Below are 18,506 nucleotides of genomic sequence, written 5' to 3' on the forward strand. Positions count from 1 at the left end.
CTTATCCTTAAGGTCGTAACACGATATTATTAGTGGTTGGCTGTTGTTGTTCAGTTCGAATAATAACGCCATTACGTATTTGAATCTTATTCATAAAATCTAAATCACGCCCAATACGCTCAGCAGGCAAAAATCCTTGTGCAGTGGCAATCACAACATGCGATCGCATACCAATAATTCTCGCATTCACAAGTACACCGCCGCTTTGACGTAACATCGTTCCCGTTAACACATAATCAACCGGTTGTTGCGCTGATAGCTCTTGCCAATTACGACTAATACTAAAGTCACCATTACGCGTCACTTTAATTACGCCCGTTGACTTGTAATCAACCACCGTAAAACCGCGTTGTTGCATTTGAAACATGAAATTTTCACTGACCACATTGCCCAACCAATTGGTTGCACCCATATCTTGTAAATCAACAAATGACGTCACCGCTAAAGGCGTACTTGCGGTTAAATATTGATTTGATTCAATCAACTGATTGGTTAATCCCTCTACAAAATAATCAACCGTATGACGAGGCGTCGTTGTTAACGAATACCCTGTTGAAGAGAATTGTTCTTTACCGTTATACACTTGGGGTCCAGTACAAGCTGTTAATAGCAACGCACACACTACCCATATAATTTTGTTCATTGTTGGCCACTCTTGCGACGTGTGATAGGAATATATCGTTCACGAATACAATTTCTTTAATGAGAAACACCAATTGGGAACACTCTTTGCATTCCGTTATGGTTATGTCTCGATTAAAGCAAAAAACATACCTAAACTGGCCTTTTATGAATAAAAAAATATTACTCTGTTTGTGTGCGTTGAGCCTGTTCGTTTCACACTCTAGTCACGCCCAATGGGTACAAGTGACAGGTGAAGCGAACATTCTTGAAAGTAAAGCGACAGCACGCGTCAATGCCTTAGAGAATGCGGTCTTCCAAGCGATGACATTTACGGGGGGTGAGATTGCCAGCCTACCCATGCTTAAAACTTATCTACAAGAAAATCGGCAGCAATACCGTTTTAGTGGCAATGAAATTCGGCATATTAGTGTATTAGAACAGAAAGATGTTGGCGGCAAGATATATGTCACAGCCAGAATAGATATTTACCCATCGGCAAAAAGTTGCCACAAGGTACAATATAAGAAAGGTTTATTACTGGGGAAGTTTTCACTGGCGGAGCCGCAACAAGCAGCAATGGGGAGTATTTATCAACTAGGGGATGATTTTTCAAAGGTTTTACAAAAAAACATTCAGCAACGTTCACAAAGTTTTTTAGTCACAGGTATAACTCAAGTACCGTTTAGTGCCAACCATGCAGATGCGATGATGATGTTAGCAGAAGATAATGACGCGCAATATTTGATCAGTGGTGAGATCACAGATATATCAGCAACGATTGATGACCATATCTTGCAGCCCAACACCATTAATCGTCAATTTGCGATATCTCTAGATATTATGGATGGTAAAACAGGTGAAATAATCTATCAAAATAGTTATCGTGATATCGGTTTATGGCCTTTTGCTCGCACAAGTAATGTTGATACTAAAACCGCACGATTTTGGGTATCACCTTATGGACAAAGTATTCAACGCGTCACCCAAAATATGATGTTAGATATCGAAAGTGCGCTTTCATGTCGTGCTAGCCTACCTGAAATAATTAATATTCATCAAGGGGTTGCTCAGATCAATGTCGGTCGTATTCATGGCGTACACAACGGCGATCAACTCAAATTATGGCATAGCGCAGGGTTTATCGATCAAAAAGGTATTCCACGTAATCGCATGGTTGAAACCGCCATTACATTGACAGTGAATCGAGTCTATGAAAAATCTGCTGAGCTTAGCGTTAACCAACCACAGCTGGCATCTAGCATTCAATCTGGTGATTTACTGACCAAGCAGTTGAATCAATAACACTATTTTCTTAAACTCTGTTGATTTTCGTGTACACTGTGCGAATGCTCTCTTAGCTCAGATGGATAGAGCGTCCCCCTCCTAAGGGGAAGGCCGCTGGTTCGACTCCAGCAGGGAGCACCATATTAAACAAAGGCTTAGTAATCATCGATTGCTAAGCCTTTGTTGTTTCTAGGGTAAATTAATTCGCTTTCGCTTTATTTGTTTTGATCCCTAAGACGTTACGTACAAAAGTCACAATACGGAAAATATAACTAATCGCAGTGAAGTAACATACAAACATCACTAAGAAAGCCACAAACATTGTTGACTCTGCAATACCAAGATAATCAGTCCACAAACCAATGATCGAACATACTAGTGCCATTGAACAAATCGTCAATAATGTCTGACGAGGTGATAATCCAAGACGTTGGAATATATGGTGTAAATGTTCACGGTCAGGCTTAAATGGCGATTGTCCTTTACGAATACGACGGATCATAATCGTTGCCATATCCATTAATGGAATAGCAATTAACCATAATGCAGTAACGGGTTTAAATGCATAGAGCTCAGGATCTTGAGTTGCTTTTATCAATAACCACACAACAGTGAAGCCGATAAACATACTCCCCGCATCACCCATAAATACTTTAGCTTTAGAACCAAAAGGAATGCCAAGGTTAAGCATAATGTAAGGAATGATCGCAGTAACAATTAAACCACAAACAGTGCCTAAATATGTATTACCCGACAAGAAGAAAACAACCCCCATCGAGCCAATAGTTACCGCTGCTAATCCACCTAATAAGCCATCAATACCATCGACCATATTAAATGCATTAATCGCACCAATCACACCAACAACAGTGATGATATAACTAGTGAATACCGACAATTGAATAGTTTCACTACCCATTAGAAAGCCAAGGTTGTGAAGGCTATGACCGCCAATCACAATCATCGCGATAGAAATAGCAGCTTGGACAATTAATCGTATTTTGAAACTAATATCTAAACGATCATCAAATGCACCAAGAATAATAAGTACTAAAGCTGAACCTAAATATAAATACAGATCACGGGTGTGAGGTAAAAATGATAAAAAGGTAACCGAGATAGCAGCAAAAATAGAGATACCACCAACTAAAGGGATTGCTCCCTTATGGTGTTTTCGTTCATTTGGTTTATCAACCAAACCAACTCTTTTCGCTACAACTCTCATCACAAACAAAAAAATCAATGATGAAATAAAGATAAAGCAATATCCAATAAACATAACACACACTTTTTTAAATCTGAGACATTCCGCATATAAAAAAGAAACAATAGCGATGATAATAGTAAACTATTACATCCCTATTGTTACAATTATTTGCGATCATTAATCAATGAAACTTATATAAATATAATAATTCATTGATTATTATTAATCTTCTTGGAAGATATCTCTAGTATATACTTTATCAGCTACATCACTCAATTCTTCAGCCATACGATTAGAAACAATAACATCACACTCATCTTTAAATTGATTTAAATCTTTAATAACTCGAGAGTGGAAGAATTCATCTTCTGTTAGTACTGGTTCATAAATAACAACTTCAATACCTTTCGCTTTAATACGCTTCATAATACCTTGAATACTTGAAGCACGGAAATTATCAGAGCCCGACTTCATGATCAAACGATAGACACCAACACGTTTTGGATTACGACGCATAATTGAATCAGCAATAAAGTCTTTACGCGTTGTATTTGCATCAACAATAGCGCCAATAATGCTGTTCGGTACATCTTGGTAATTAGCACGTAATTGCTTAGTATCTTTTGGTAGGCAGTAGCCGCCGTAACCAAATGATGGGTTATTATAGTGACTACCAATGCGAGGGTCTAAGCCAACACCTTCAATGATTTGACGAGCATTCAAATCATGACTTTCAGCATAAGTATCTAGCTCATTAAAATAAGCCACACGCATTGCTAAATAAGTGTTTGAGAATAGTTTAACTGCTTCAGCTTCTGTTGAATCAGTAAAAAGTACATCGATATCTTCTTTAATTGCACCTTGCTGTAATAACCCAGCAAATACTTTAGCACGCTCACTTTGCTCACCAACGATAATACGTGATGGGTATAAGTTATCGTATAAAGCACGGCCTTCACGCAAGAATTCAGGTGAGAAAATAATGTTTTCACAACCAAACTTTGCTTTAACTTCTTTAGTATAACCCACTGGTACTGTTGATTTAATAATCATCACTGCCGTTGGGTTAATCGCCATAACATCTTTAATAACCGCTTCTACTGAAGAGGTATTAAAGTAGTTATGTACCGTATCATAATCCGTAGGTGTTGCGATAATGACATATTCAGCGTCTTTATATGCTAATTCTTTGTCTAACGTCGCAACAAAGTTAAGTTCTTTGTTTTCTAAGAAATATTCAATTTCACGATCAACAATTGGTGATTTTTTATTATTAAGAAGATTTACTTTTTCTTCAATAATATCGATAGCAATAACATCGTTGTTCTGTGCCAATAACATGGCATTTGACAGACCTACGTAGCCTGTACCTGCAATAGTAATTTTCATGAAATCTCTCTTAGATAATACTTTCAATAGCCGTTAGGTATTTATTAATTATAATTTTTTCATCGAATTCGCTTTCAATCTTTCGACGACTCGCTAAACCCATATCAAGACGTTCTTGATGAGTATGCTCAATGATTTTAGTGAGCATTTCCACCAAACTTGCAGTAGATCGTGTTTGACAAAGATAGCCATTAATCCCATGGTCAACTGTTTCGCGACAACCAACATTATCAGTCGTAACAATAGGTTTACCCATAGCACCTGCTTCAAGCAACGATTTTGGTACGCCTTCACGATAGAAAGAAGGTAATACCATACAATCTACTTTTGCTATCTCAGCTTCAACAGTATCTGAAAAACCAAGGTAATTAACAATGCCTTCATCAACCCATACTTGCATTTCAGCTTTTGAAACAGCTGATGGATTATTCACATCAAGAAAACCAAGCAAATTAAATTGTACTTTATCGCCGTAACGTTGCTTCAATTCACGCGCAGCTTCAACATAGTGACCAATACCTTTATCATAAAGCATACGGGCTACTAATAAGAAAGTGACTACACCATCATCAGCCGCTGGTGATATTGCAAAGCGTGAGAGGTCTGCACCAGAACCAGGTAAACGATCCGTCTTTGAAATATCTGCCAACTTATTATCAATGAATAATCCGCGATCATCTTCATTTTGAAAGAAAATTTTATTGGCTCGACGTTGACTAAATTTATATAAGCCTCGAGCAATCTTCGCCGTCATATTTTCATCAATAAAGATAATCCCAAGTCCGGCAATATTATTAATGACTTTAGTACCATTTCTCGACGCTGCTACAGTGCTATAAATGTTATTTTTAGGCGTGAAGTTTAATACTACATCAAACTTTTCAGTCTTATAAATAGCGTTAAAAGCAAAGTACGTTTTAGCATCGTTAATTGGATTAGTTCCACCTTGATCAATATCAATGTGAATATATCGCGCCCCTAATTGCTCAAGTTTTACTGAGTAATTATCTCGAGGAGAAATGGCTGTTACGGTATGACCCGCTTCAATTAACGATAATATAGTGTTCTTTCTAAAGTTAAATAAATACCAACTCGTATTGGCTGATATAGCTATCTTTGCCATGGGATCGGATCACTTATTATAAAATTCTTTATACCAACGAACGAGGTTCGCAACGCCTTCTTTAACACCAACTTTTGGAGTATAACCAGTCACCTTAAATAGGTCCTGAGTATCTGCATAAGTTTGGTATACATCACCAGGTTGCATGCCACGGAAGTTTTTAGTGGCTTCAATGCCTAATTCAGTTTCAATGGCTTTAATAAATTCCATTAAATTAATTGGGCTACCATGTCCAATGTTATATATGCTGTAAGGTGCAGAGCTTGATGCTGGTGTACCTTCTTCCACTGTCCACGCATCATTACGAGCAGGAACAATATCAGCGATGCGAATAACACCTTCAACGATATCATCAATGTAAGTAAAGTCGCGCCACATATCACCATTGTTGTTGATATCAATCGTTTCGCCATCCAAAATTTTCTTAGTGAAAATATAAGGGGCCATGTCTGGACGACCATAAGGACCATAAACAGTAAAGAAACGTAATCCAGTTGTAGGCATGTTGTACAAGTGAGAGTACGAATGCGCCATTAACTCATTAGATTTTTTCGTTGCTGCATAAAGAGATACAGGGTGATCTACAGTATCTGATGTTGAAAATGGTGTTTTTGCATTAAGGCCATATACTGAACTTGATGATGCATAAACAAGGTGACCAACATTATTATGACGACAACCCTCTAAAATATTAAGGTGGCCAACAAGGTTACTGTCTGCATATGCCATTGGGTTTTCAATCGAGTAACGTACACCTGCTTGAGCGGCAAGGTGAACAACACGATCAAATTTTTCATCAGCAAATAAATCAAGTACATCTTGCGAATGAGCAATATCAATTTTTTTGAATACAAATTTATTATTGTCTAATAATGGCGCTAAACGTGCTTCTTTTAACGCAACATCATAATAATCATTAACGATATCAATACCGACAACGTCATGACCTTTTTTTAATAATTCTTCACTTACCTTTGCACCAATAAAGCCGGCAGCTCCTGTCACTAAATATTTCATTATTTCACCTTATAATCTTGAGTCCATAGATCACCGATTTTTAAATCCCAATCATCAGGCATAGTTAAAAAACCAGATGCTGAATACATTGTCAGCTCACTGAACGTTATTTTTCCATTATAAAAATATAAGTCGACTCGAACGAAATCGTATTTCTGACCAATCTTTTCGGCAATACGGATCATTTCATCGATATATTCTGGTTTTGGTGGCGCGGGGTGACAACGAGGGTGATGATACTCAAACCCAAGCTCTTCCCAATTGGCGTCATAAAGGTTACGCGTCATATCGGTAAAACGGCCAGAATCTAACTGAATAAAGCCCACTTTGCCGTTGAATACATATAATTTGTAATCATCAGGCTCATGACCATCAAATTCTAAATATTCTTCAATAAACACTCGCGGTGGAATATTTTCATATGCCCACTCACCTAAAGCACCCGACTGATCTTTTTTTAACCAATCTTTTGCTAACGTTTTCATCTTCGATTTAGGAAGATGATTACCATGACGAATAATTTCAATCGTCTGGCTTGTATGGTTAGCTTTATATACATAATCTTTAGGTAATGTTGATAAATCTAATTCATCAAGAGACTCTGGTGAATCTCCTACCCAAAGCATTTTTGGTAAATATAATTCAGGAACAATTTCTTTAACAAAATCTTTAGCTTTTATTTTATCAGCACCAATCGTTAATAATTCACTACGATCTGCAATCTTTTTACACTGAATTTTTTCGTTATATGTCCGAGGATTATCAAAATTGATAAATCGTTTAAATTTACGAAAAAATAAAATTTGCAATCGTGTTTTAATTGGTATTTTAGAGATGATCTTAGAGAACAATCTAAATTCTAGACTTTCCACTTTACACCCTCACTTATTAATACAACTTATATGTTTAATATGATTTTCAAATATGGGACCATTATTTGCTTGATGGAAATTAATTTCTCCCCACCCCGCATTATATTCAATAATTGACATTTTCCCGCTATTATCGACAGTCAAGTCCCATGAAATTATACCGTGGCTTTTTAAAAACTTATGTTTATCTTTAACTAGTTTCAACAACTCATTAAAATAAGGAATAAAATAACCATCTGAAAATTTAATTGATGTTCCCGGATGTTGATAGTATTTTTTAAAATCGTGATCAATCGCGAAATCACGTAACTTACCGGTATTATCGACACCAATAGATATTCCCCCAGCAGCCGAATTATCTATACGACCACCATTCCCCATTCTCAATACGGTTGAAACAGGGAAAACATTACCATTGTAGGCAAAAGTCATCACTCTAACAGTATTAATTGAAGATGGATTAAAAATAGCCAAACCATCATGCTGCATTATAACTGGTTGAATTACAAAGTCATATTTAGCATTAAAATAGTTTTTTAAAAATGGAACAACATGATTTGCAGATCCAATTTCAACACCATTACCACCGCCAGTACCAATACTACGTTTGATAACAAACTCTACATTAGGTTCTGATTGTTCAAGTAATACGATTAAATCATTCAATTCAATAACGTCATTATTACCATCATAAATAGTTCCAGAAATACAATTTGCAATACTTAATATAGTATTACTATTTAGTATGTTTGAAATATAGCCTTTATGATCTAAAAATTTATTAAGATCAAAATCGTTGACTTTTGCTTCTAATTTATTGTAAAAATAAGGTTCAGATAAATACTTATCAGATTCAATACCACAAACATCTTGGTATCTATAGCTCCAAAAACGTCCTGTTAATGGACTAAGCATATTTTCACACTTTAGAGATTTGGGGTTTTTTATACCATATTTAATAAATTTGATATTGGATAAAACCTCATACATAAATCGACGAGTAAAACTATTTTTCATTTCTGAACCTTATTAGAACAATTTTATTATTCGCACAATTCAAAATTGTGCATTATACACTGGTAATTATTAATTAATATATCAAACTCATTATTGAATTGAAGTATGAAATAATAACACCAACAATACATACAAAAAATGAATAACAAAAAATGAATCTATATATCACTATATCAGCTAGTCGTTAAGTAGTAATTAACACGCTAACAACTAAGCATTCAGTGTTAGGTATTTAATCATTTACGTTCTGATAAATTAACTAATAATTTAAGCTAATAACTAAATTCAGGATAAATAAACAATATTAAGTGTAAATGTTTATCAAAAAAGATAATTTATGTGTTATCAATAATAAAAACCGATGTTATCGATTAATATTATTTATATATTCCATATGTTCTCTAAACACCGGTCCATGGAAAGCTTGATGTGATTCTAATCCACTCCAAGCAGTATTACATTCCACAATAGTGACATAACCATCATTATCGACACTTACATCCCATGATATAATACCATGGCTTTTAAATAACTTATGTTTATCTTTTACTACTGCAACCATTTCATTAAAATAGGGTATTTCATAGTTACCAGGAAACTCAAGTTGTGTTTGTGGATGACAATTAGTCTTATTTAAATAACAATCAAACCCAAAAGTCGTTAAAGAACCATCCTCTTTAATTCCAATACACAAGCCGCCAGCACTGACATTATCAATTCGGCCCCCTGGTCCACCCATTTTCACCATACTAGAAACATGATAAACGTTATCATCATAAGCTAATGTCATAATACGAACAGTATTAAGTGATGATGAATTAAAAGCGGCTAACTGATCATGCTGCTTAACTAATGGTTGAATAACAAAATCATATTTCTTTTTAAGATAAAGGTTAAAGAATGGAATAATTTTATCCGCATCACCAATTTCAACACTTTCCCCACCACCAGTACCAACACTACGCTTAATCACAAATTCAGAATTAATAGGATCGTTACGTAATCGGTCAGCTACAGCACTAACATTAATAACTTTATCATTAGCATCATAAATAACCCCTGAAATACAATTGATAAGCAATGGGATTGCATTTGATTGTAAAATAGCGGGTAAATAACCTTTATGGTTAAAATAATCACTTAATTCAAAGTTATTTATCTTTGCTTCTATCTTATTAAAATAAAAACAATCAGAAACATAATCATCAGATTGTATTCCAGAAAGTAACTCAAATTTATAAGATGAAAATCTACCCATTAGTGGACTAAGATTATTTTTTCGTTTAAAAGATTCAGGATTTTTCATTCCCCAAATTAAATCTTTTAATGTTACACGGATTTCAAAAAAACGACGACGCAAAAAACTGTTTTTCATTTAAATCGACCTGGCACTTATCAATATTTATTTTATATCGTTATTTAATAAACCGATAAATAATTAAAATAGTAAAGCAATATTTAAATCCGTTTTATACTGTTAATACCAAAAATAGTTAAATTAATTATGCAATTATTCTTTCAACATTTGATATATAGCTATCATTTGAATAATCTTGATAAAATTTATCTAACGTTACTTGTTTCTCTTTACTTGTATTCAGTTGATCAAAAACCATCTGAATAGATGTTAAGCTAAAGTCATCCATTAAAATAGATTCATCAAGCTTATTTGCAATCTCAACCATACCACCATAATTCATGGTTAAAATTTTACACCCAGCAAAAACACCTTCAATAAGTGTTAATGGTGCATTTTCATAGCAAAGTGAAGGCAATAATACATAGGATGAATGTTCAAAAAGAGATTTAACTACTTTAAAATCTTGTAAACCATGTAATACAATATCTATGTTTTGATCTTTTAAGGAATCTTTTAGCTTCTCTATATTATCAAAATAAGAGCCTTGTCCTATTATATTTATAATAAGATGCTTTGTAGATACAAGTTTCGAATCTACAATTGATTTCAGAAAATCATAAATTCCTTTATCTTTACTTAAGCGTCCAGCAAAAGTAATAACTACATCATCATTATTGCTAATAGGACTCGATGAAATCGTTGCAGAAGTAGGATTATATACAATACTTACAAGTGAAGGATCAAAGCGTTTTACTACTTGCTTATAAATAAATTCACTAGGGCACATAAAATGATCAAAAACTTTCTGTAGATTTAGCCCTGAATAATATGGATACCATTGTATTAAACGTGCTAACCCATAAATATAACCACGTCTATCCAATTTTTTAGTCACTAAATCTTTAAATGATGGTGGATTCTTAAAAAACTCATTCTCACCATGTTCATAATAAGATAAAGAATTAGAAGCAGAAACAATATGATAATCATGAACTGTCATAATTACTTTTGCACCCGTCTTTTCTTTATATTTATTAATTTCAATTAAAAATAATGGACTCCATAAATGATCAAAATTATGAATTAAAATAATATCAGGTTTACTACTTGCTAATTTTTTTCTAATTATATCAATCGCATTAATATTACAACAATACCCTAAAGCATTAAACGTAAAGAAATCATCACCAAAAATGTAGTCAACATCATAACCTTGTTCTGAAAATAAGACTCCAGACTGTGTTGCTACATGACCAGCCCCTCCTCCTCGATGATCACTAATAACTAGAATTTTTTTATTCATTATTGTTTACTCTTTATTAATCAATTCTTCTAAAAGGTTAAAACTATTTTTACTATTAAAATCTCGAATATCTGGTAGCTTTTCACCATTAAGAACTAATTCTAATTTATCAACAAATACTTCAGTATTAAAACATGGAACCAAATAGCCATTTATTCCATCACGAATAATTTCATCAGGTCCACTTTGGCAATCAAAAGAAACAACAGGAGTACCTGCTGTTAATGATTCAGCCAATACATTGGGATATCCCTCATAAAGAGATGTTAAGATTGTTGCTTTAGCACGATTATAATAACCATTAACATCATTAGTTGTGCGAACTCGTAATATTTCAATATTATATTTCTTTTCAATGATCGATAATTCTTTATCTAGTTCATCTTCAAGAACGCCTTTACCAACAATGCAAACTTTAGCACCAACTTTATCTATAATACTATCGATAACAGAAACTAAATATGGTAACCCTTTTTGCTTGCTTATTCGGCCAACAAATAAAACATCAATATCTTTCTCTATATTTTCTTTTTTATAAATACTAGTCGATACTGGGTTATAAATAACTGTAATCTTACTTTCAGGTACAGAAAGATAATTTACCATATCGTTTTTCATATCATTACATTGAGCAATAAAACAATCAATTCGACGGTATATTATTTTTGTTAATAAAATAGTTACCCATTTCTTTATTGAATTTTTAGATGTGTGTAAATCTCGGCTTAAATAATTCACATTACGCGCGATTAATTTGAATTTTTCTTTACTGCTAAACTGACGATAAAACCATAATGCAATAGACATTTGATGATTAAATGCCATAACCGTCTCAGAAAAAGTAAATTTTGTAGATTTTATCTTTTTAATCATTGATGATGCATCATGACAACCTAAAGATATAATCTCAACACGGTCATCTAAAAGATCAATATACGAATCTTCATATTCTTTAAATATAACGATCCGTACTTTATAACCATTATCGACTAAATAATTTGCATAATTAACACAAACTCGTTCAGCACCACCTTTTCTTATTGCATCTATAAATAAATCTATATTTTTCTGTAACATAATTAAACCGAATAAAATAGTGGAAAAAGAAATAAATCTATTATTTAAACTTTTTCTTTAGATAATAAAAATAAGATACAAGCAGGTATGATCATACTTACGATTAACTTCACAGTTAAATCACCTATTATTGAATCTATATGAATATAATAATCAACTAAAAAGCTTGAAACAATAATTGGAATAATAATTATAGTTAATCTCTTAAAATAGTCAAAAACAGGGAATTTAAAATATTTATATGAGACAGCAATATTAACAAGCCATTCAAAAACAGTCGCGAAGATAATAAAAAATAATACAACGAAAATACCATAAGAGTGAATAAGAACAAAGAACACTCCAAGACTAAATTTAACATAGAGTCTTATTTTAAAATATAAATCAGTACGACCTTCAACTGATAGTATATTACCAAGCAAATTAGATAATGGCACAATAAAGAAAGCAATAGCTAATATTGATAAAAATGGACTAGCACCAATCCAGCGCTCACCCAATAATTTTAAAATTATGTCATGTGAATTAAATGATAACCATAAAGAAACAGGTAAATAAATAGCTGTAATATAAGACGCTATATTATTCAAATTACTAAAATAACACTTATCGTTATTTCTTAATTTACTAATAATAGGATAATTTACTCGACGAACAATCGATGTGATCGTCATTGATGGTACTTCTGTTAATTTTGTCGCCTGATTATAAAAACCAAGATCCGTTACAGAATAAAATTTACCAATACCTAAATTAAACATATACCGATATGCAACATCGATAATATTACCTAATAGTAATTTATAACCAAAGTTAAGATGCTCTAATAATAATGGCATTTTAAAATGCCCCGTTGGTCTCCAACCAATCACATACCAAAAAATAAAGCATCGAACTACTGTTAATACAACAGATTGAACGATTAGGGCCCAAACACCAAAACCAAGATTAGCTAATATTAATGCTATAATCCCACTAAAAACAACAGAAAATAATGTAATTTTAGCCTGTGTTTTAAAATTCAGATCTATAGTTAATTTTACCCGTTGAATTTGTTCAAACGCAGTAAAAATAATACTTAATGCATATACTTTAAGGTAGATTTCTGCTTGAGGTAAATTTAAAAAATGCGCTAAAAATCCTGATGAACAGAAAATAATAACATAAAGAGAAATACCCAAAGTTATATTAAAAACAAACACCGATGTAAAATCATCAACCGATGGTTTTAATTTTCTGATTAAACTATTATTTAAACCACCATTACCTATAACATTTGATAGATATACCACAACTGAAATTAAACCAATCACACCAAAATCAGCGGGAGTTAGTAATCTGGCAAGTAGAATAGTAATAACTAACTGGCTACCTTGAGAGCCAACACCATCAATAAAGCTCCAAAAAAAAGCTTTGAACTCTCGAATATTCACAAAAATATCTTCCTTGGTTTACTCGATTTCACTTTCTGCATCATTTTCTGGCTCCTCTAATACGGCTTTATTATTAAATACTAAAAATAAATAAAATATAAATCCAAAATATAAAAAACTTAATTTAGTTAGAAATATAACTAGAAACATAATTCTATTTAATAATGATTTCGATTTAAAAAACAGATACGCCGTTATCGTTGCTAAACCAAAAAATCCGAATTTAATGATAAAAAACAACCACATACCATTATCATTTAATGAGGCTATGCCTAATCTAAAAATAGCACCTGTTGTATTCATTACATGGGCTGCGGCAGACATAATACCTAAAGCGCCATTACCAAAAATTAAAACAGGTAACTGCTGAGAAAAAACCATATCATTCAAATTACTTCGAATATCTTGTGCATCTCCGCCTAATGAGGTTAAACGCTGGATAGCAATAGCAGCAATAGCGGCAACAAGTAATGGAGATAACAAAAATAAAATATATTTCAGGTAACTAGCTTTACTGCGTAAAAGGAAATAACCAATAATGATTAAACCATAAACAATAGCAGCAACAGAAAAAGACAAAATAATAGATAATGCAGATAAAATAACTAATTTATCTACTTTCGGATTTAAATAAAGTTTGGATGCTAAAAGAACAACAATAAATCCGGCATACGTTGATGGTTCTTCATAGAATCCAGTACAACGATATATATTACCAATAAGAGGGACAAAGATATCACTACCATATCGTGATGACTCCCCTGTTATTAATTTTAATGGATCAATATAAATACCAGTAGGGAATACTATTATAAATTGAATAAAGAACATCGATAAATTAAGAATTAAAACATATTTAATCATTCTTTCTAATTTATCGGTATCCCCTTTTAAAAATACAAAAGTACTATATACCGAGAATAACTTTACGATCATACCTACAGTAAAACTATAATAGGTATATTTTATTAGATTATGTACATGAGGATAAATTTTAAGTAATGAGGGTAATGCAATTAATGCAATAATTCCAGAAAGTAAGATAAAAGACTTGGTACTCTGACTATCAATTTTATGATTACTATAAGTAAAGTGTAATACCCACCCAATAGCTATTAATGGAATCATTATATCGTATCTTAACTCATTAATATTCTCCATAAATCCGACAAAGATAATTACTACAGATATCCAAAATACAACTTGGCTTATTTTAGCATTTGACATCATATTTATTAAATCATAATGTGAGGTGAGATGTATAATAAATTACCAACTTATATTTTATAAATTGGTAATCTATTGTATATATTATCAATAAATATAATGAAAAATGAAGTTGAATATTTAACTTTATATTTAATCAATATGGAATTTAATAAGAGGGGTCGCCTTGCCATAAGCGGCCAAGCCAAAGATCATATGCTTTATTTGTAAGCCCAGAACGACCACTTCCTTGAGCAAACGTTAATTCACCAAAATAAATGGCGCCATCAACATTATAAAGATCAACACGAACATAACTAAAAGGTTCGGCTAATTTTTTAGCAGCGGTTAACATTAAATCATAATTTTTTGGCATTTTAATTGATGTTTTAATACAAACACCAGTATCAGCATACAATGTATAGAATGGAAGCCAATTTAATTCATCATCAAAGAAAGAACGACTATGATTACCACTACGTTCAAAATCTATTTGTACAATGATTTTAAAACTACCATCATTTTGTTTGAAAACATGGAATTTATAATCACGAACATCAGTTTCGCCTTCTTGAGGAGATAGCCTTTTTTCAACTAATACACCTCGTTTTATGTCACTATACCAAGGTTCATTTAGCTGCTTACCATAATCTACTTTTAATTGATTATTTACATCATCAACCTTACGAGTAATCTCATCATCTGTAGCTTCAGTTGTGATTAAATAAACTGGTCCAGAATTATGATTAGCCTTTAATAGTAAATCACCTTTATCTGCAAGAATTTCTTTAATTTTCTCTACAGTAATACTATCGCCAACATAATAGTTTTCAATGATATAATCTGAAGATAATTTTTGTGCAACATATTCTTTAGACTTTATTTTATCCGAACAAACACTAAACAATTCATTTTTAGGATTATTCTTACGGTAGTTTATTTTTTCATTATATGTTTTAGGATTTTTAAATGATGGTACATACCCAGTTGCTCGTATGAAGCTAATGTTATATCTTAATTCACGAGCTAATTTGCTTTTACTACAAATTAAATTGACTATTTTTCTCATTTTCTACTCATATTTTTTTTACATAAGATAAATTATACTTATGACAACTTAGTTGCCATAAGTATTTTTAAATTAAAACTAGCATATCAATATTTTTTAAATATTGCTTGATTACTTGTTTTCTTTATCGTGTTATTTAAAACGAAACCATTAACTTCAACACCATTATCTTCAAAACTTTGTTTTGCTTGTTCAATCTCTTTTAAAGAATCGATACCATAAGAACCAACCATAACAGTTGTTCCAACAGCAGCACCGATAATCGCAGCATCAACAACAGCAAGTACAGGTGGAGTATTAACAATCACAACATCATAATGTTCAGCACCCCATGCAAGAAGTGTCTTAAATTCATTATGAATTAATAATTCAGCAGGTGAGTTAGGCTTTTCACCACCAGAAATATAATCAAGATTAGTTATAGATGATGTTTTAACCACAGTTTTCAGATCATTTTTACCACTAAGCAGTTCAGCCAAACCATTTGCTTGCTTACCATTTAATGCTGCTGCGATTTTGCCTTTACGCATATCAGCATCAATAATTAACACTCGCTTACCCGCTTCAGCCATCAACACTGCAACATTAGTAATGACAAACGTTTTTCCTGATTTCGTAATTGAACTAGCACTTGTTAACAATACTGTATTGTTATTTGTGTTTTCCATCGCTAAAAAGATACGATTACGTAGCGTACGTAGTGCTTCAATAGAAATATCACTTGAATCAACTTCAGCTAAAATAGCATTGGGTAATTTCTTTGTTTTTGGAACTAAAGCAAATACAGGTAAACCTATTGCTTTTAATTGTTGAGGATCAACCACTTTATTATTTAAAATTACGCGGAATAACGCAATAAGCACGCCTAGAATTAAGCCTAGGATTGCAGGTCCAACAACTAACATTACACGATTAGGCGCAACTGGTTTAGCACTACTTGAAGCACTATCGATAATTTGAACACTCGCAGAACTACTTGCCTTAACAATATCAAGCTCTTGAATTTTATTAAGAATCTGCATATATGTTTGCTGATTAACATCAACATGACGAGTTAAACGAATAATCTCACGTTGCGTTTCTGGCATTTGATCAATTTTACGAGTTAAACGTGTTTTTTGAGCCTGCAAATCATTACGCTTTTCAATTAATGCTTTATAAAGTGGATGCTCTTTAGTGTAGCTGCGTGAGATATCTGCTTCTTGGAAGCTTAACTCATTAATCTGACCATCTAAAGCAACAAGCTCATCAAGTGATGATTTAGCCTGCATTTCAATATTAACTGATTGATTCGCTTCACGATATCCATTTAACTTGTTTTCAGCATTCGTTAGTTCAGTCTTAATCGCGGGCAAACGTTCATTTAAAAACTCTAAACTCTTATTCGCACTAGCGGCTGCTCTATCTGCATTTAATTGATAATAGTTATTACTAATGCTATTTAAAACTTTCTGTGTTTTTAATCTATTTTGACCATCTAATGATATTAGAACAATACCTGTATCTTTACCTTTCTCAGTTACACTTAATGATTTCTGATAATAAGCAATAACGTCAAAACGAGGCAATTTTTTAACGGTAAAGGTATCGTTATTAGCACCTGTTAATGCTGTTATTAACAAATTGTAACCTTGCTCTTCAACCGGCTGCCCGACAAAACCTTTAAGCTCAACACTTGCATTATCTTCATCAGTTAATACAAATTCACCAGTATCTACATTGACAATTTTTAACTGGTAACTATTACTCTTTGCATTAGCTGGCATAATAAAACGAGCAACAGTAGCACTGCTCTCCTTACCTGCTAAACGCGCTATTCCTTTACCAATAATAGGAAGGTAGTCAGGTACAACCGACGTTGTTAAGTTTAACTTATCAACCGTTTTACCGATTACTCGACGGGACTTAATTAACTCCATCTCAGTAACCGCTGATGAGTCAGTTAAAAATTCTTTTTCCATCGATTCTCCATATGCAGGAGAGCCATCACTTTTTGAGTCAACTTTAATCAAGACATCAGATTTATAGATAGGAGTAGCAAAAATAGAATAAATCAGACCTAGTAAAGTAAATACAATGGTTATCGCAAGAATAGATTTTTTACTATCTCGCAAAATACCAAAAATCTTACCTAAATCGATCTCTTCATTCGCTGTCGAAGTGGACTTTACGGGTTTATTACTAATGGCAGTCATGAATGGTTTCAATCCAATATGGTTAACTAAAAGGAATTTCAAAAATTTTTGATTAAATAATAAGAGTATTTAACTACATCCAAGACATTCTTTACTCTATCGATGCGTTGTCATAGTAGGAAAACAATCAAGATATATGCTAATGATTAAATACGCTACCGCCCTAAGGTTACAGCCCCTCATTTGCGTTTATCTTACTTCATCTTTTATTTTTTCGTGTTAAATCTATTTATACCCATATAAAAACCATTGGAATTACGGATATATATGGGCTTAATTAACAATCACATTAAATAACAAAATTCATTAACCAATAAACGTTTAATGGTT

Annotated in this window: 15 protein-coding genes and 1 tRNA gene; 2 read left to right on the forward strand and 14 right to left on the reverse strand. The window is 32.7% G+C overall.

Annotated features, from left to right (window positions below; translation table 11 throughout):
* Positions 1–7 precede the first annotated feature (7 nt).
* Positions 8–643, reverse strand: a complete 636-nt coding sequence (locus tag C9J51_RS05400) for a FlgO family outer membrane protein (protein WP_045036608.1) — start codon at positions 641–643, stop codon at positions 8–10.
* Positions 644–789: 146 nt separating this feature from the next.
* On the opposite strand from C9J51_RS05400, the gene C9J51_RS05405 reads away from it, so the two are divergent.
* Together C9J51_RS05405 and C9J51_RS05410 are read left to right on the forward strand one after the other, a co-directional pair.
* Positions 790–1,926 carry a flagella assembly protein FlgT gene (locus C9J51_RS05405; RefSeq protein WP_045036639.1) on the forward strand — a complete coding sequence of 379 codons (1,137 nt, stop codon included), beginning with the start codon at positions 790–792 and terminating at the stop codon, positions 1,924–1,926.
* Between the two features lie 46 nt (positions 1,927–1,972).
* Positions 1,973–2,049: transfer RNA gene (locus C9J51_RS05410), tRNA-Arg, on the forward strand.
* A 58-nt stretch (positions 2,050–2,107) separates the two neighbouring features.
* On the opposite strand, the gene wecA is transcribed toward C9J51_RS05410, so the two are convergent.
* From wecA to C9J51_RS05475, 13 genes are all read right to left on the reverse strand, one after another.
* Positions 2,108–3,187 (reverse strand): UDP-N-acetylglucosamine--undecaprenyl-phosphate N-acetylglucosaminephosphotransferase, encoded by a 1,080-nt coding sequence (wecA, locus tag C9J51_RS05415; protein WP_045039225.1) that lies wholly within the window; start codon positions 3,185–3,187, stop codon positions 2,108–2,110.
* A gap of 150 nt (positions 3,188–3,337) precedes the next feature.
* Positions 3,338–4,504 carry a nucleotide sugar dehydrogenase gene (locus C9J51_RS05420; protein ID WP_045036610.1) on the reverse strand — a complete coding sequence of 389 codons (1,167 nt, stop codon included), beginning with the start codon at positions 4,502–4,504 and terminating at the stop codon, positions 3,338–3,340.
* 10 nt (positions 4,505–4,514) lie between these two features.
* Complete coding sequence (locus C9J51_RS05425; RefSeq protein WP_045039224.1) at positions 4,515–5,627, reverse strand: glycosyltransferase family 4 protein; 1,113 nt, start codon at positions 5,625–5,627, stop codon at positions 4,515–4,517.
* A gap of 9 nt (positions 5,628–5,636) precedes the next feature.
* Positions 5,637–6,644 (reverse strand): NAD-dependent epimerase, encoded by a 1,008-nt coding sequence (locus C9J51_RS05430; protein WP_045039223.1) that lies wholly within the window; start codon positions 6,642–6,644, stop codon positions 5,637–5,639.
* Positions 6,644–7,516 (reverse strand): ATP-grasp fold amidoligase family protein, encoded by an 873-nt coding sequence (locus tag C9J51_RS05435; RefSeq protein ID WP_045036613.1) that lies wholly within the window; start codon positions 7,514–7,516, stop codon positions 6,644–6,646. The genes C9J51_RS05430 and C9J51_RS05435 overlap by 1 nt, the downstream gene beginning before the upstream one ends.
* A 9-nt stretch (positions 7,517–7,525) precedes the next feature.
* Entirely contained in the window at positions 7,526–8,533 is a 1,008-nt protein-coding gene (locus C9J51_RS05440; protein ID WP_052667742.1) for a sugar-transfer associated ATP-grasp domain-containing protein, read from the reverse strand.
* Positions 8,534–8,897: 364 nt separating this feature from the next.
* A complete protein-coding gene (locus C9J51_RS05445; RefSeq protein WP_045036615.1) occupies positions 8,898–9,908 on the reverse strand; it encodes a sugar-transfer associated ATP-grasp domain-containing protein in 1,011 nt (336 codons plus the stop codon).
* Between the two features lie 127 nt (positions 9,909–10,035).
* On the reverse strand, positions 10,036–11,196 hold the full coding sequence (locus tag C9J51_RS05450; protein WP_107249577.1) for a glycosyltransferase family 4 protein: 1,161 nt from the start codon (positions 11,194–11,196) through the stop codon (positions 10,036–10,038).
* A 6-nt stretch (positions 11,197–11,202) separates the two neighbouring features.
* Positions 11,203–12,273, reverse strand: a complete 1,071-nt coding sequence (locus C9J51_RS05455) for a glycosyltransferase (RefSeq protein WP_045036617.1) — start codon at positions 12,271–12,273, stop codon at positions 11,203–11,205.
* 44 nt (positions 12,274–12,317) lie between these two features.
* Positions 12,318–13,706 carry a lipopolysaccharide biosynthesis protein gene (locus C9J51_RS05460; protein WP_170073306.1) on the reverse strand — a complete coding sequence of 463 codons (1,389 nt, stop codon included), beginning with the start codon at positions 13,704–13,706 and terminating at the stop codon, positions 12,318–12,320.
* 18 nt (positions 13,707–13,724) lie between these two features.
* The gene (locus tag C9J51_RS05465) at positions 13,725–14,936 is read right to left on the reverse strand and encodes a hypothetical protein (RefSeq protein ID WP_146144491.1); all 1,212 of its coding nucleotides are present in this window, start codon (positions 14,934–14,936) and stop codon (positions 13,725–13,727) included.
* Between the two features lie 145 nt (positions 14,937–15,081).
* Positions 15,082–15,981, reverse strand: coding sequence for an ATP-grasp fold amidoligase family protein (locus C9J51_RS05470; protein ID WP_107274891.1), 900 nt, complete (start codon positions 15,979–15,981; stop codon positions 15,082–15,084).
* Positions 15,982–16,067: 86 nt separating this feature from the next.
* The gene (locus C9J51_RS05475) at positions 16,068–18,176 is read right to left on the reverse strand and encodes a polysaccharide biosynthesis tyrosine autokinase (protein ID WP_045036622.1); all 2,109 of its coding nucleotides are present in this window, start codon (positions 18,174–18,176) and stop codon (positions 16,068–16,070) included.
* Positions 18,177–18,506: the final 330 nt, after the last annotated feature.

Source organism: Photobacterium iliopiscarium (genome assembly GCF_003026395.1).
Lineage (GTDB): Bacteria > Pseudomonadota > Gammaproteobacteria > Enterobacterales > Vibrionaceae > Photobacterium > Photobacterium iliopiscarium.